Origin of the sequence: Erwinia sp. V71 (genome assembly GCF_965644245.1) — a bacterium.
In the GTDB taxonomy this organism is placed as follows: domain Bacteria; phylum Pseudomonadota; class Gammaproteobacteria; order Enterobacterales; family Enterobacteriaceae; genus Erwinia.
In genome coordinates this window covers 14,196-29,408 of the sequence record NZ_CBFFRK010000052.1, presented here as the reverse complement: position 1 = coordinate 29,408, position 15,213 = coordinate 14,196, and the positions used below count along the sequence as shown (strand labels likewise).

At 58.2% G+C, this 15,213-nt stretch carries 10 protein-coding genes; 7 read left to right on the top strand and 3 right to left on the bottom strand.

Annotation, left to right across the window (positions count from 1 at the left end; translation table 11 throughout):
* Positions 1-1,113: TonB-dependent receptor plug domain-containing protein (locus ACSZO1_RS12495; RefSeq protein ID WP_437612988.1), on the bottom strand; the 1,113-nt coding region annotated here is incomplete at its 3' end.
* 154 nt (positions 1,114-1,267) lie between these two features.
* Entirely contained in the window at positions 1,268-1,471 is a 204-nt protein-coding gene (locus ACSZO1_RS12490; protein WP_437612986.1) for a hypothetical protein, read from the bottom strand.
* Between ACSZO1_RS12490 and yegD the strand changes: the two genes are divergently transcribed.
* Positions 1,470-2,819, top strand: a complete 1,350-nt coding sequence (gene yegD / locus ACSZO1_RS12485) for a molecular chaperone (protein WP_437612984.1) — start codon at positions 1,470-1,472, stop codon at positions 2,817-2,819. The two genes, ACSZO1_RS12490 and yegD, sit on opposite strands and share 2 nt — an antisense overlap.
* A gap of 3 nt (positions 2,820-2,822) precedes the next feature.
* Here the strand turns inward: yegD and ACSZO1_RS12480 are convergent, their stop codons facing one another.
* On the bottom strand, positions 2,823-3,782 hold the full coding sequence (locus ACSZO1_RS12480) for an aldo/keto reductase (RefSeq protein ID WP_437612982.1): 960 nt from the start codon (positions 3,780-3,782) through the stop codon (positions 2,823-2,825).
* A 261-nt stretch (positions 3,783-4,043) separates the two neighbouring features.
* Between ACSZO1_RS12480 and ACSZO1_RS12475 the strand changes: the two genes are divergently transcribed.
* The 6 genes from ACSZO1_RS12475 to baeR all read left to right on the top strand — a co-directional run bounded on the left by ACSZO1_RS12475 (position 4,044) and on the right by baeR (position 15,213).
* Positions 4,044-5,261 carry an MdtA/MuxA family multidrug efflux RND transporter periplasmic adaptor subunit gene (locus tag ACSZO1_RS12475; protein ID WP_437612980.1) on the top strand — a complete coding sequence of 406 codons (1,218 nt, stop codon included), beginning with the start codon at positions 4,044-4,046 and terminating at the stop codon, positions 5,259-5,261.
* A complete protein-coding gene (locus ACSZO1_RS12470; protein ID WP_437612978.1) occupies positions 5,261-8,383 on the top strand; it encodes an MdtB/MuxB family multidrug efflux RND transporter permease subunit in 3,123 nt (1,040 codons plus the stop codon). The genes ACSZO1_RS12475 and ACSZO1_RS12470 overlap by 1 nt, the downstream gene beginning before the upstream one ends.
* Positions 8,380-11,451, top strand: a complete 3,072-nt coding sequence (gene mdtC, locus ACSZO1_RS12465; RefSeq protein WP_437612976.1) for a multidrug efflux RND transporter permease subunit MdtC — start codon at positions 8,380-8,382, stop codon at positions 11,449-11,451. The genes ACSZO1_RS12470 and mdtC overlap by 4 nt, the downstream gene beginning before the upstream one ends.
* Before the next feature lie 99 nt (positions 11,452-11,550).
* A complete protein-coding gene (gene mdtD, locus ACSZO1_RS12460) occupies positions 11,551-13,053 on the top strand; it encodes a multidrug transporter subunit MdtD (protein ID WP_437612975.1) in 1,503 nt (500 codons plus the stop codon).
* Positions 13,050-14,432 carry a two-component system sensor histidine kinase BaeS gene (baeS, locus tag ACSZO1_RS12455; protein WP_437612973.1) on the top strand — a complete coding sequence of 461 codons (1,383 nt, stop codon included), beginning with the start codon at positions 13,050-13,052 and terminating at the stop codon, positions 14,430-14,432. The genes mdtD and baeS overlap by 4 nt, the downstream gene beginning before the upstream one ends.
* Before the next feature lie 76 nt (positions 14,433-14,508).
* A complete protein-coding gene (baeR, locus tag ACSZO1_RS12450) occupies positions 14,509-15,213 on the top strand; it encodes a two-component system response regulator BaeR (protein WP_437612971.1) in 705 nt (234 codons plus the stop codon).

Below are 15,213 nucleotides of genomic sequence, written 5' to 3'. Positions count from 1 at the left end.
GGTTCCGGCAGCCTTCAGTGGTCTTTGCAGAGTTAAGACAGACGGCTTAGCGTTGCACTTCGAACTTGAATCCGCCCTTTCGGTATGAGTACCATTCAGGCGTATCTGCCAGCCGTTGGCAAAATTTTGCGTCAGGTTAGCAAACACCTTACGCGAGTCGATATCAAAGTGTGCCCAGTCTGCTGCCGCGTTGGTGCTACGGGAATAACTCGTGCGTTCACCATTAGTGAACCAGGTTGGAATACCACCAAATGTCGCGTTGCTGGTATGACTCTGCATATAGTCATAACCCACGGAGGCGGTAAGGCTATCGGTCAAATCAGTATCAACTACGCCATAGAGGAATTTTTTATCTTTTTTGTAGCGGTCCATATAGCCGTTCTGATCCTGATAGCCAGTCACCACACGGCCACGCACTGCACCAGATTCGCTCAGAGGAGCTGACACATCCAGCACATAGCGTTGCTTATCCCAGCTACCGTAGCTGGCGCTGACATTGCCCTTAAAGGTTTTGCTGTCAGCATGCTTACGCACCATATTGACAGATGCTGCCGGGTTACCGGTACCGCTCATCAAACCGGTTGCACCACGCACCACTTCAATACGTTCGTAAATGGCAGTATCAGAGCTATCGTCACCGAACCCCCAGCCATCATTCACTGATGTTGGAATATCATCAAAGCTGAAGTTATCGATGGTAAATCCGCGTGAATAGAATGTCGGGCGTTCACTGTCATAGTAAGTTGTGGAAACCCCGGTGGTATTGGTCAGCACATCACCGATGGATTGCAGGTTCTGATCCTGCATACGCTGCTCAGTGATCACGCTAACCGACTGCGGCACATCGCGCGGTGCCAGCAGCATTTTGGTGCCCGCGCGGGTGGTTGAGGTGGTGTAGTCCTGTTCCTCGTCACTGGCCGATGTCTCCGCACTGCCCGTGACCACCATTTCCTGCGCCGCGCCGGAAGTCGCGGCCGCGCTAACATCCGTTTCCGCCGCCTGCACCCGCGACAGCACCATCAGCGCATGAATGGCCAGCGCCAGTAAGGAAAACGCAAAAGTGTGGCGCCCTCCCGGCACAGGCATAGCGGTTTTTCTGTGTCTCACAGACATAATTTTTCCCATTGAAGTATTGATGAATAAAGCAATATCACTGCCGTGTGGCTGGCCTGCGCCATGTTGCAGGCGCGGGCTAAAGTCACCTGAAAACAGGCGCAACATAGAACCCAATAGATAATAAAAACGATAATGATTTGCATTAAAATTATCACAAAGGTTCTACCACCAACGATGTAACAAAACAATACAGAGAGGAGGATTTAGGCCAGAAGCACAGGCAGACTGCAGACTGCAGATGCAGATGCAGATGCAGATGCAGATGCAGATGCAGATGCAGATGCAGATGCAGTTGCCAGCAACGCCAGCCTGCGCTAAAGTCGCCCCCTTTTTTCGCGATGCGGAGGGTCAACATGTTTATCGGATTCGATTACGGGACGGCTAACTGTTCGGTGGCAGTAATGGAAAACGGCGCGCCGCGCCTGCTGTCGCTGGAAAACAATTCGCCCTGGCTGCCGTCAATGCTGTGCGCCCCGACCCGCGAAGCGATCAGTGAATGGCTGTATCGCCATCACCAGGTGCCGACGCCGGGTGCCGAAACTCAGGCGCTGCTGCGGCGCGCAGTGGCGTTTAACCGCGAAGAAGATATTGAGGTCACGCCTGCCAGCGTGCAGTTTGGCCTTGCCTCGCTGGCGCAGTATATGGATGACCCTGAAGAAGTGTGGTTCGTGAAATCACCAAAATCCTTCCTCGGTGCCAGCGGCCTGAAGCCGCAACAGATCGCGCTGTTTGAGGATCTGGTGTGCGCGATGATGCTGCATATTCGCCAGACGGCGGAAACGCAGACTGGTCAGACGATTGACCAGGCGGTGATTGGCCGGCCGATTAACTTCCAGGGACTGGGCGGTGAAGACGCTAACCAGCAGGCGCAGGGCATTCTTGAACGCGCGGCAAAACGCGCCGGTCTGCGTGATGTGGTGTTCCAGTTTGAGCCGGTTGCCGCCGGGCTGGAGTTTGAAGCCACGCTGCAACAGGAAACCAAAGTGCTGGTGGTGGATATCGGCGGCGGAACCACCGACTGCTCGGTGCTGCTGATGGGCCCACAGTGGCGCGACAAAGCGGAGCGTAACGCCAGCCTGCTTGGTCACAGAGGCTGCCGCGTCGGCGGTAACGATCTCGATATTACGCTGGCCTTTAAAGAGCTGATGCCGCATCTCGGCCTTGGCGGACAAACCGCTAAAGGCATCGCCCTGCCCGCCCTGCCATGGTGGAATGCGGTCGCGATTAACGATGTTCCCGCGCAAAGCGATTTCTACTCCAGCGCCAGCCGCAAACAGTTGCAGGATCTGATACGCGATGCGCAACAGCCGGAGGCGGTGAAACGTCTGCTGAAAGTGTGGCAGCAGCGCCTCAGTTACCGTCTGGTGCGCGCAGCGGAAGAGAGCAAAATAGCCTTGTCCGATCGTGAACAGACGCGTGCTGCACTCGATTTTATCGACACGGCACTCGGCAGCGATATCAGCGTGGCGGGATTGCAGGCAGCGATACAGCAGCCACTGGAGCGAATTCAGGAACAGGTGAAGCTGGCGCTGGAGAGCAGCGCCACACGCCCGGATGTGATTTATCTCACCGGCGGCAGCGCGCGCTCACCGCTGCTGCGCCAGGCGCTGCAGCAGCAACTGCAAGATATTCCGCTGGCCAGCGGTGACGATTTTGGTTCCGTCACCGCCGGTCTGGCACGCTGGGCACAGGTAGTATTCTGATAATCAGCGGCTGGCCAGTTCCAACTGCTGACTTTCGGCGTCACTGAGTTTCAGCGTCGCCGCTTTTACCAGTTCATCTACCTGCTGCAGCGACGTGGCGCTGACAATCGGTGCGGTAATGCCCGGCTGGGCAATCTGCCACGCCAGTGCCACCTGGGTCAGCGACACGTTGCGTGCATCAGCAATCTCATCCAGCGCAGCGAGAATTTTCAGGCCGCGCGGATTCAGGTACTTCTGCACCACTCCATCACCGCGTTTACTTTTGCCCGCATCCTGTGGCGTACGGTATTTACCGCTCAGGAAGCCGCTGGCGAGGGAATAGTAGTTAATCACGCCCAGCTGCTTCTCCTGCGCCAGCTGCTGCAGTCCGCTTTCAAACGGCTGACGATCATAAAGGTTATATTCCGGCTGAAGGGTCTCATAGCGTGCCAGCTGCTGCTGTTCGCTGATCTTCAGCGCTTCTGCCAGCCGTTCAGCGGTATAGTTAGACGCACCAATGGCACGCACTTTCCCCTCTTTAACCAGCGCATCGAAAGTCGCCAGCGTCTCTGCCAGTGGCGTGTCTTCATCATCGCGGTGTGCCTGATAGAGATCGATATAATCGGTTTGCAGACGACGCAGCGAATCTTCTACTGCCTGACGAATGTATTTCGCTGCCAGACCGGTTTTGCCATTACCGAGATCCATCCCCACTTTGGTGGCCAGCACAATCTGCTCACGCTTGCCGCTTTTCTTCAGCCAGTTGCCGATAATGGTTTCCGACTCACCGCCCTGGTTGCCATCGGCCCAGCGCGAGTAAACATCTGCGGTATCAATAAAATAGAGCCCCTTCTCTGTCAGTGCATCCAGCAGGGAAAAGGAGGTTGCCTGGTCAATCGTCCAGCCAAACACATTGCCGCCAAAGGTAAGTGGCGGAACCTGCAGCTGACTACGACCTAGCTGACGTGCGGGTAACTGACTCATACTCTTTCTCCTGAAATTGAATGAATTCTTACGCGCCAGTCAGCTTAGCAAACATTTCCCGCCGCGCTTTGGCAAATACTGGCGAAGGATTTTCAGCCAGGGAATAACCCGCGTCGCACACGACATCATCCATCTATACAGTTATCCTTAATTCCTTCATTTTTTTACGGTATCAGATGACTAAACTTAACGGACTTTGCGGATAAGCCATTTGCATCCGTTACCCTACCGGACGACACCGCTGGAGAGCCTTGCACCGTTATGAACGCCCGTAAAACTACGCTGATCACTGTTGCTGTCGCGCTGGCTGTCGCCGCCGCTTTCTATGGCTGGCAGAGCTGGCATGCCGACAGTGGCGAAACCAGTGCCAGCTCGCAACAGCCGCGCGGCAAAGGCGGACGGCGGGCGATACCGCTGGCGCCGGTACAGGCCAGTGAAGCCGTGACACAGAGCGTGCCACACTATCTCAGCGGCCTTGGCAGTGTCACCGCCGCGAATACCGTCACGGTGCGCAGCCGCGTTGATGGCGAACTGATGGCGCTGCATTTTAATGAGGGCCAGCAGGTCACGGCCGGTCAGCTGCTGGCAGAGATCGATCCGCGGCCATATCAGGTGGCACTGACGCAGGCACAGGGACAACTGGCGAAAGACCAGGCGACGCTGGCGAATGCACGTCGCGATCTGGCGCGTTATGAAAAGCTGGCGAAAACCGGCCTGGTGGCGCAGCAGGAGCTGGATACCCAGCGCTCGCTGGTCAGTGAAACGCTCGGCACCATTAAGGCCGACGAAGGCAGCGTCGCCAGCGCCCAGCTTAATCTGACTTACAGCCGTATTACCGCACCGATTGCCGGACGCGTTGGCCTGAAGCAGGTGGATATCGGCAACACCATCAGCAGCGGCGATACCACCGGCATTGTGGTGATTACCCAGACGCATCCAATCGATGTCACCTTCAGCCTGCCGGAAAGCAGTATCCCGTCGATCCTGCAGGCGCAAAAAAGCGGCCAGCCGCTGCTGGTGGAGGCCTGGGATCGCAGCAATCAGCAGAAGCTCACCGAGGGGCAACTGCTGAGCCTCGATAACCAGATCGACAGCACCACCGGCACCATTAAAATGAAAGCGCGCTTTGCTAATCAGGACGACCAGCTGTTCCCCAACCAGTTTGTTAACGCCCGCCTGAAAGTGAATACTCTGCAGGATGCGGTGGTGATCCCGGCGGCGGCGCTGCAGATGGGCAATGAAGGCCACTTTGTCTGGGTCGTGAACAGCGACAACAAAGTCAGTAAAAAACGCGTCACTGCCGGTCTGCAGGATAGTGAGAAAGTGGTGATCAGCGCCGGACTGAATGCCGGCGAACGGGTGGTCACTGACGGGCTGGATCGCCTGACGGAAGGCGCCACGGTGGAAATCGTCGCACCGCAGACCACCCCGCTCTCTTCCGGTAAAAGTGCGCAACCGGCGAAAGGAGAACGCTCCTGATGCAGGTAATGCCCCCTAACGCCAGTGGCGGACCTTCGCGGCAGTTTATTCTGCGCCCTGTCGCCACCACCCTGCTGATGGTGGCGATTCTGCTGGCCGGGATTATCGGCTACCGCGCCCTGCCGGTGTCGGCGTTACCGGAAGTCGATTATCCCACCATTCAGGTCGTGACACTGTATCCAGGCGCCAGCCCGGATGTGATCACCTCAGCGATTACCGCGCCGCTGGAGCGCCAGTTTGGTCAGATGTCCGGGCTGAAGCAGATGTCATCGCAGAGCGCGGGGGGCGCATCGGTGGTAACACTGCAGTTCCAGCTGTCGCTGTCGCTGGATGTCGCCGAACAGGAAGTGCAGGCGGCCATCAACTCCGCCAGCAATCTGCTGCCGTCCGACCTGCCGAATCCGCCGGTGTACAGCAAAGTCAATCCCGCCGACCCGCCGATTATGACGCTGGCGGTGACCAGCACCAGCCTGCCGCTGACCCAGGTGCAGGATATGGTGGAAACTCGCGTGGCGCAGAAAATTTCCCAGGTGTCCGGTGTCGGGCTGGTCAGTCTGACTGGCGGCCAGCGTCCGGCAGTCAGAGTGAAGCTCAATGCTCAGGCGCTGGCCGCACTCGGTTTAAGCAGTGAAGATGTGCGCACGGCGATTGCCAGCGCCAACGTTAATTCGGCGAAAGGCAGCCTCGATGGTCCGGAGCGTTCCGTCACGCTTTCCGCCAATGACCAGATGAAATCCGCTGAAGATTATCGCCAGCTGATTATCAGCTACCAGAATGGTGCCGCAGTACGCCTCGGCGATGTCGCCACGGTGGAACAGGGTGCGGAAAACAGCTGGCTGGGCGCCTGGGCCAACCGCCAGCAGGCGATTGTACTGAATGTGCAGCGCCAGCCGGGGGCGAACATTATTGCCACCGCTGACAACATTCGTCAGTTGCTGCCGGAACTGACCGCCTCGCTGCCGAAATCGGTCGATGTGCAGCTGCTGTCGGATCGCACCACCAATATCCGCGCCTCGGTGGATGACGTCCAGCTGGAGCTGATGCTGGCAATTGCGCTGGTAGTGATGATTATTTACCTGTTTCTGCGCAATGTGCCCGCCACCATTATTCCGGCCGTGGCGGTGCCGCTGTCACTGGTTGGCACCTTTGCCGCCATGTATTTTCTCGGTTTTTCCGTTAATAACCTGACGCTGATGGCGTTAACCATCGCCACCGGTTTTGTCGTCGATGACGCTATCGTGGTGATTGAAAATATCTCGCGCTATATCGAGAAAGGCGAAAAACCGCTGGCGGCAGCGCTGAAAGGCGCAGGCGAGATCGGCTTTACCATTATTTCACTGACTTTCTCGCTGATTGCGGTGCTGATCCCGCTGCTGTTTATGGGCGATATCGTTGGCCGTCTGTTCCGCGAATTTGCCGTTACGCTGGCGGTCGCCATTCTGATTTCCGGCGTGGTGTCGCTGACGCTGACGCCGATGATGTGCGCCCGTATGCTTAGTGCCGAGTCGCTGCGGCAACAGAACCGTTTTTCCCGCGCCAGCGAAGCGCTGTTTGAGCGGGTGATTGCCGCCTACGGTCGGGTGCTGGCGCGGGTGCTGAACCATCCGTGGCTGACGCTCAGCGTTGCCTTCGCCACCCTGCTGCTGACACTGCTGCTGTGGGTGCTGATCCCGAAAGGGTTCTTCCCGCTGCAGGACAACGGCATTATTCAGGGTACGGTACAGGCGCCGCAGTCGGTGTCTTATGCCAGCATGGCGCAGCGCCAGCAGGCAGTGGCATCGGTCATCATGAAAGATCCGGCGGTAGAGAGCGTCACCTCATTTATTGGTGTTGACGGTACCAATCCGGCGCTTAACAGCGGCCGTTTGCAGATCAACCTGAAACCCCTGGCACAGCGCGGCGATCGTATACCGGTGGTGATCGCGCGGCTGGAACAGCAGGTAGCGCAGGTGCCGGGGATCAGCCTGTACCTGCAGCCGGTGCAGGATTTAACCATTGATACGCAAATCAGCCGCACTCAGTATCAGTTTACCCTGCAGGCCGGTTCACTGGATGCGCTGGGCGAATGGGTGCCACAGTTGTTAAGTAAGCTGCAACAGCTGCCGGAGCTGAAAGATATCAGCAGCGACTGGCAGGCTCAGGGGCTGGAGGCGTACGTCAATGTGGATCGCGACAGCGCCAGCCGTCTCGGCATTTCCATGTCTGATATCGATAATGCGTTGTATAACGCCTTTGGCCAGCGTCTGATCTCCACCATTTACACCCAGGCCAGTCAGTACCGCGTGGTGCTGGAGCAGGACAGCCAGAGTACGCCCGGGCTGGCGGCACTGGACAGTATTCGCCTGACCAGCAGCGACGGCGGTTCGGTGCCACTGAGTGCCATCGCGCGCATTGAGCAGCGTCACGGCGTGCTGACCATCAACCATCTGGATCAGTTCCCGTCCACCACCTTCTCATTCAATGTCGCCGACGGCTACTCGCTGGGCGATGCCGTCAGTGCCATCACCCAGGCCGAGAAGCAGCTGGCGATGCCGTCGGAGATCATGACCCAATTCCAGGGCAGCACGCTGGCGTTCCAGGCGGCACTGAGCAGCACCGTGTGGCTGATTGTCGCGGCGGTAGTGGCGATGTATATCGTGCTCGGCATTCTGTATGAGAGCTTTATTCACCCGGTGACGATTCTTTCCACCCTGCCCTCCGCGGGGGTCGGCGCACTGCTGGCACTGATGCTGAGCGGCAATGAGCTGGATGTGATTGCGATTATCGGCATTATTCTGCTGATCGGCATTGTGAAGAAGAATGCCATCATGATGATCGACTTTGCCCTCGCCGCCGAACGCGAACAGGGGATGACGCCGTATGACGCCATTTACCAGGCCTGCCTGCTGCGCTTCCGTCCGATTCTGATGACCACGCTGGCGGCACTGTTAGGCGCGTTGCCGCTGATGCTGAGTACCGGTGTTGGTGCGGAACTGCGTCATCCGCTGGGGGTGGCGATGGTCGGTGGTCTGATCGTCAGCCAGGTCCTGACACTGTTTACCACTCCGGTGATCTACCTGCTGTTTGACCGTCTGGCACACGCCACGCGCCGTCGCTTTAACCGGCCGGAGACAGGCGCATGAAATTCTTTGCGCTGTTTATCTACCGCCCGGTCACCACCATCCTGCTGACGCTGGCGATTGCGCTGGCGGGTGTGCTGGGCTTCCGTCTGCTGCCGGTCGCCCCGTTGCCGCAGGTGGATTACCCGGTGATCATGGTCAGCGCATCGCTGCCCGGCGCATCGCCGGAAACCATGGCCTCGGCGGTCGCCACACCACTTGAGCGTTCGCTGGGACGCATTGCCGGCATCAGTGAGATGACGTCCACCAGCTCACTCGGCAGCACCCGCATTATTCTGGTGTTTGATTACGACCGCGAGATTAACGGCGCTGCGCGCGATGTGCAGGCGGCGCTGAATGCCGCGCAGGCGTTGCTGCCCACCGGCATGCCGAACCGGCCGACCTACCGTAAAGCCAATCCGTCCGACGCACCGATCATGATTATGACGCTGACCTCCGATACTTATTCGCCGGGGCAGTTATACGACTACGCGTCAACACAGCTGGCACAAAAGCTGTCGCAGATAGAGGGCGTCGGTGATGTCTCGGTGGGCGGCAGTTCGCTGCCCGCAGTCCGTGTGGAACTCAATCCACAGGCGCTGTTTAATCAGGGCGTGTCGCTCGATGCGGTACGCCAGAGCATTGCCAATGCCAATGTGCGCAAACCGCAGGGCGCGATTGAAGATCAACAGCAACGCTGGCAGCTGAAAACCAATGACGAGCTGAAAACCGCCGCCGACTACCAGCCACTGGTGGTGCACTACAACAATGGCGCGGCGGTGCATCTGCGCGATGTCGCGACAGTGGAAGATTCGGTACAGGATGTGCGTAACGCCGGGATGTCGAATGCGCGTCCGGCAGTGTTGCTGCTGATCCGTAAATCCGCCGATGCCAATATTATCCAGACCGTCGATCGTATCCGCGCTCAGACGCCCGAACTGCAGGAGATGATGCCCGCCGCGATTCAGCTGGATATCGCCCAGGATCGTTCCCCGACCATTCGAGCTTCACTGGAAGAAGTGGAGCAGACGCTGGTGATCGCCGTTGTGCTGGTGATTCTGGTGGTGTGGTTGTTTCTCGGTTCCGGTCGCGCCACCTTTATCCCGGCAGTGGCGGTGCCGGTGTCGCTGATTGGCACCTTCGCCGCCATGTATCTGTGCGGCTTCAGTCTGAATAACCTGTCGCTGATGGCACTGACCATCGCCACTGGCTTCGTCGTCGATGACGCCATCGTTGTGCTGGAAAATATCTCGCGCCATATCGAACAAGGGATGAAACCGTTACAGGCGGCGCTACAGGGCGTACGCGAAGTGGGCTTTACCGTGCTGTCGATGAGTCTGTCGCTGGTGGCGGTGTTTATGCCGTTGCTGATGCTCGGCGGTATGATTGGCCGCCTGTTTCAGGAGTTTGCCGTCACGCTGTCAGTGGCGATTCTGATTTCGCTGGCGATCTCCATTACCCTGACACCGATGATGAGCGCCCGCCTGCTGCGTCACCGCCAGCCCTCACGTCCCACTCGTCTGCAGGGCTTCAGCCAGCTGATGCAGCATGTACAACAGGCCTATGGCCGCTCGCTGCACTGGGTGCTGGACCATGCGCGCTGGACGTTAATGCTGCTGCTGGCGACTATCGGCCTGACGATTTACCTCTACATCACCATTCCGAAAACCTTTTTGCCGGAGCAGGATACCGGTCGCCTGATCGGCTCGATTTCCGCCGACCAGAGCATCTCGTTCCAGGCGATGCGCGGCAAGCTGGAGGATTTTATGAAAATCGTGCGTGAAGATCCGGCGGTCACCAATGTCACCGGCTTTACCGGCGGTTCCCGCACCAACAGCGGGTCGATGTTTATCTCGCTGAAACCACTGAGTGAGCGCAAAGAGAGTTCGCAGCAGGTCATCGCCCGGCTGCGCAGTAAGCTGGCACAGGAACCGGGCGCGCGGCTGTTCCTGATGGCGGTACAGGATATTCGTATCGGCGGCCGGGAAGCCAATGCCGAATATCAGTACTCGTTGCTGTCAGATAATCTTGACGACCTGCGTACGTGGGAGCCGAAAATCCGCCAGGCCTTTGCCGCGCTGCCGCAGCTGGCGGATGTCAATTCTGACCAGCAGGACAAAGGGGCAGAGATGGCGATTACTTATGACCGCGAAAGCATGTACCGGCTGGGCATCAGCGTTTCGGAGGTGAATGCCTTACTGAATAACGCGTTCGGCCAGCGGCAAATCTCCACCATCTATCAGCCGCTGAATCAGTACAAAGTGGTGATGACCGTCGATGAGCGCTACACCCAGGACATCAGCGCGCTGGACAAGATGTTTGTGATTAACAGCGACGGTAAGCCGGTTCCGCTGTCGTTCTTCGCCAGATGGCAGCCAGCCAACGCGCCGTTGTCGGTAAACCATCAGGGACTGTCGGCTGCCTCCACCATTTCGTTTAACCTGCCGCCGGGCGTGTCACTGTCAGAAGCATCAGCCGCGATTGAACGCACCATGACGCAGCTGGGGGTGCCCGCTTCTGTACGCGGCAGCTTTGCCGGGACAGCGCAAACCTTCCAGCAGACGCAAAACAGCCAGCTGTTGCTGATTCTGGCGGCCATCGCCACCGTGTATATCGTGCTGGGCATTCTGTATGAGAGCTATGTGCATCCGCTGACCATTCTCTCTACCCTGCCCTCAGCCGGGGTCGGCGCACTGCTGGCGCTGGAACTGTTTGACGCCCCCTTCAGCCTGATTGCGTTAATCGGTATTATGTTGTTGATTGGTATCGTGAAAAAAAATGCGATTATGATGGTGGATTTTGCGCTGGTGGCGCAGCGCAGCCACAATCTCACCGCGCGTGAGGCGATTTATCAGGCGTGTCTGCTGCGTTTCCGGCCCATTTTAATGACCACGCTGGCGGCATTGCTCGGCGCGCTGCCGCTGGTGATCAGCAGCGGTGACGGCGCGGAGCTGCGCCAGCCGCTGGGGATTACCATTGTCGGTGGACTGGCGATGAGTCAGCTACTGACGCTGTACACCACGCCGGTGGTGTACCTGTTTATGGATAAGTTACGTCGTAAACCAGTGGTACAGCAGGCAGAAATACAGTAATGCGGCGCAATATGCCCCCCCATTATATGGGGGGGTTGGGGAGGGGGAGCCAACGACCCGGCATCTCAGTCGTTAGCTCCCCCATCCCTGCCTTCCCCCGTGTCACGGGGGAAGGTGCAAGGATCACCCACGAAAAAGAGAACAAACCATGAAAATCGGTCACCGCGCCGCAGGCGCAGGAGACATCATCCGATGAGCACGACCCCGGCCACCGTACGCTGGCAGTTATGGATTGTGGCGTTTGGCTTTTTTATGCAGACGCTGGACACCACCATCGTCAACACCGCGCTGCCCTCCATGGCACGCGATCTGGGCGTCAGTCCGCTGCATATGCATTCGGTGATCGTCTCCTATGTGCTGACGGTCGCCGTCACCCTGCCGGTCAGCGGCTGGCTGGCTGACCGTTTTGGTGTCCGTAATATCCTGTTCTGCGCCATCCTGCTGTTCAGCCTGGGTTCCCTGTTTTGCGCTCTCGCCACCACGCTCGATCAACTGGTGACAGCGCGTGTGATACAGGGCATCGGCGGCGCGATGATGGTGCCGGTCGGGCGGCTGACGGTAATGAAAATCGTGCCGCGCGACCAGTATATGGCGGCGATGACCTTTGTCACCCTGCCCGGTCAGATTGGCCCGCTGCTGGGTCCGGCACTGGGCGGCGTGCTGGTGGAGTACGCCAGCTGGCACTGGATCTTCCTGATTAATATCCCGGTCGGCATTATCGGTGCCATCGCCACCGTTACGCTGATGCCTAACTACAACCTGCCCGGCAGACGCTTTGACTTCCTCGGGTTTATCCTGCTGGCGGCGGGTATGGCGACACTCACCCTGGCGCTGGAAGGACAGCGCGGCGATGGCAGCAGCCTGTTACCCGCGCTGATGATGCTGGCTGGCGTATTTTCATTGCTGTTTTATCTGTTGCATGCCCGGGGTAACGACAACGCCCTGTTCAGCCTGAAACTGTTTGCTAACCGGGTGTATGCCATTGGTCTGCTCGGCAGCCTGACCGGGCGTATCGGCAGCGGTATGCTGCCGTTTATGACACCGCTGTTTCTACAAATCGGCATGGGGTACAGCCCGTTTCATGCCGGTCTGATGATGATCCCAATGGTGCTGGGCAACATGGGAATGAAGCGCATTGTGGTGCGCATCGTTAATCGCTTTGGTTTCCGCTACGTGCTGACCGGCGCCACGCTGGCGCTGGCCGTCGTGGTGCTGTTGTTCCCGCTGGTGGCGCTGCTTGGCTGGTGGTGGCTGCTGCCACTGGTGCTGTTCCTGCAGGGCATGGTGAATGCTATTCGCTTCTCGGCGATGAATACCCTGACACTGAAAGAACTGCCGGATGAGCTGGCTTCCAGCGGCAACAGCCTGATGTCGATGGTGATGCAGCTATCGATGAGTATCGGCGTCACCATCGCCGGCCTGCTGCTCGGCAGTTTCGCCCACCACGATGGCGCAGGTAGCGGCCAGGCTCAGCAGACCTTTATCTGGACTTACCTCTGTATGGCGCTGATTATCGCCCTGCCCGCGCTGGTGTTCTGGCGCGTCCCGGCCGATCTCAGCAAAAGCGCCACCCTTGAACGCAGGAGACACCGTCAATCATGAGGAAAATGCGTTTCGGCATCAGCGCCAAACTGTTTCTCGCTATCTTTTCCACCTGCATGCTGGTGCTGATTATTATGCACTGGGGCGTGCGCGTCAGCTTTGAACGCGGCTTTATCGATTACATTAAACGCGGCAATGAGCAGCGGCTGGAGCTGCTGAGCGAAGCGCTGGCGGATCAGTACGAACAGCACGGTGACTGGGACTTTCTGCGTAACAACGGCAAGATGATTTTCACCATTCTGCGCTCGCTGGAGCAGAACCCGGATGCCAATAAACCGCTGCCGCCACACGGCTGGCGCACGCAGTTCTGGGTGATTGACCAGCAGTACCAGGTGCTGGTCGGGCCGCGCGCACCGCTGCCGACGGAAGGCCCGCGGCGCAGTATTACCACCAGCAATAACAAAGTGGTGGGCTGGGTGGTCGGCTCGCCGTCCGATGGCTTAACCCGCAGCACCGATATCAACTTTGACCAGCAGCAGCGGCGCACCAGCTGGCTGATTGTCGGCCTTTCCACCCTGCTGGCTGCGGCGGTTACCTGGCTGATGTCACGCGGCCTGCTGGCGCCGGTCAAACGACTGGTGGAAGGCACGCAGTATCTGTCGCGCGGCGACTATTCACGCCGTGTTGAAGTCAGCAGTGACGACGAACTGGGACGACTGGCACAGGATTTTAACCGCCTCGCCAGTTCGCTGGAAAAGAATGAGAGCATGCGCCGGGCGTTTATGGCCGATATCTCCCATGAACTGCGCACGCCGCTGGCGATCCTGCGCGGCGAACTGGAAGCGATACAGGATGGCGTGCGTAAACTGACACCGGAAGCCATCAGCTCACTGCAGATGGAAGTCGCCACGCTCAGCAAGCTGGTCGACGATTTGCATCAGCTGTCACTGTCAGACGAAGGCGCACTGGCTTATCGCAAATCCGGCACCGACCTGGTGTCACTGCTGGAAGTGGTCAGCGGCAGTTTCCGCGCGCATTTTGCCAGCCGGGAACTGACACTGAGTCTGGCGTTGCCGCAGCAGGCACCGTTTTTCGGCGATGCCGACCGGCTGATGCAGCTGTTCAGCAATCTGATGGAAAACAGCCTGCGCTACACCGATGCCGGGGGCGGGCTGAAAGTGTCGCTGCAGCAGCAACCGGGCAAAGTGTGGCTGTTGTTTGATGACTCCGCACCTGGCGTTACCGATGAGCAACGGCTGCAAATTTTTGAGCGTTTTTACCGCACCGAAAGCTCGCGCAACCGCGCCAGCGGTGGTTCCGGGCTGGGGCTGGCGATTTGCAAAAATATCGTTGAAGCCCACGGCGGCACCCTGAGTGCAGACCACTCTGATTTGGGCGGCCTGCGCATTAAGATAGAATTGCCGCTCGACACCCACTGATTATCCCCGCCATACTTCAGGATGCAGGTGCGCTGGTTCACCTGCAGCTTGCTGGCTTTTGGGGTAAAAAAATAATATGACCGACTATCGCGAACCATTGATTCTGATTGTGGAAGATGAGCCGAAGCTGGCTCAGCTGTTAATCGATTATTTACAGGCGTCCAATTACCGCACGCACCATATCGCTGACGGCAGTCAGGTGCTGAGTTACGTGCAGCAGACCCCGCCGGATCTGATGCTGCTCGACCTGATGCTGCCAGGCGTTGATGGCCTGACCCTGTGCCGCGAACTGCGTCGTTTTTCTGATTTACCGGTGATGATGGTGACGGCAAAAACCGAAGAGATTGATCGTCTGCTTGGTCTGGAAATTGGCGCGGACGACTATATCTGCAAACCGTTCAGTCCGCGTGAAGTGGTGGCACGGGTGAAAACCATCCTGCGCCGGGTGAAACATTCGCCGGAAGAGGTGCAGAAAGCTTCACTGCTGCTGGTGGATGAAGGCCGTTTTCAGGCCAGCTGGAACAACCGCCCGCTGGATCTGACCCCGGCGGAGTTTCGCCTGCTGAAAACACTGGCGCAGGAACCCGGCAAAGTGTTCTCACGCGAGCAGTTGCTGAATCATCTGTATGACGACTATCGCGTGGTGACAGACCGCACTATCGACAGCCATATCAAGAATCTGCGCCGTAAACTGGAAGCACTCGACAGCGAGCAGCCGTTTATTCGTGCCGTGTATGGCATGGGTTATCGCTGGGAAGCGGATATCTGTCGCCTGGTTTGA

Excerpts from the sequence above, each read along its gene's own strand:
- mdtC (WP_437612976.1), top strand. The coding sequence starts at position 8,380 with ATGAAATTCTTTGCGCTGTTTATCTACCGCCCGGTCACCACCATCCTG.
- baeR (WP_437612971.1), top strand. The coding sequence starts at position 14,509 with ATGACCGACTATCGCGAACCATTGATTCTGATTGTGGAAGATGAGCCG.
- baeS (WP_437612973.1), top strand. The coding sequence starts at position 13,050 with ATGAGGAAAATGCGTTTCGGCATCAGCGCCAAACTGTTTCTCGCTATC.
- ACSZO1_RS12480 (WP_437612982.1), bottom strand. The coding sequence starts at position 3,782 with ATGAGTCAGTTACCCGCACGTCAGCTAGGTCGTAGTCAGCTGCAGGTT.
- ACSZO1_RS12475 (WP_437612980.1), top strand. The coding sequence starts at position 4,044 with ATGAACGCCCGTAAAACTACGCTGATCACTGTTGCTGTCGCGCTGGCT.
- yegD (WP_437612984.1), top strand. The coding sequence starts at position 1,470 with ATGTTTATCGGATTCGATTACGGGACGGCTAACTGTTCGGTGGCAGTA.
- ACSZO1_RS12490 (WP_437612986.1), bottom strand. The coding sequence starts at position 1,471 with ATGTTGACCCTCCGCATCGCGAAAAAAGGGGGCGACTTTAGCGCAGGC.
- ACSZO1_RS12470 (WP_437612978.1), top strand. The coding sequence starts at position 5,261 with ATGCAGGTAATGCCCCCTAACGCCAGTGGCGGACCTTCGCGGCAGTTT.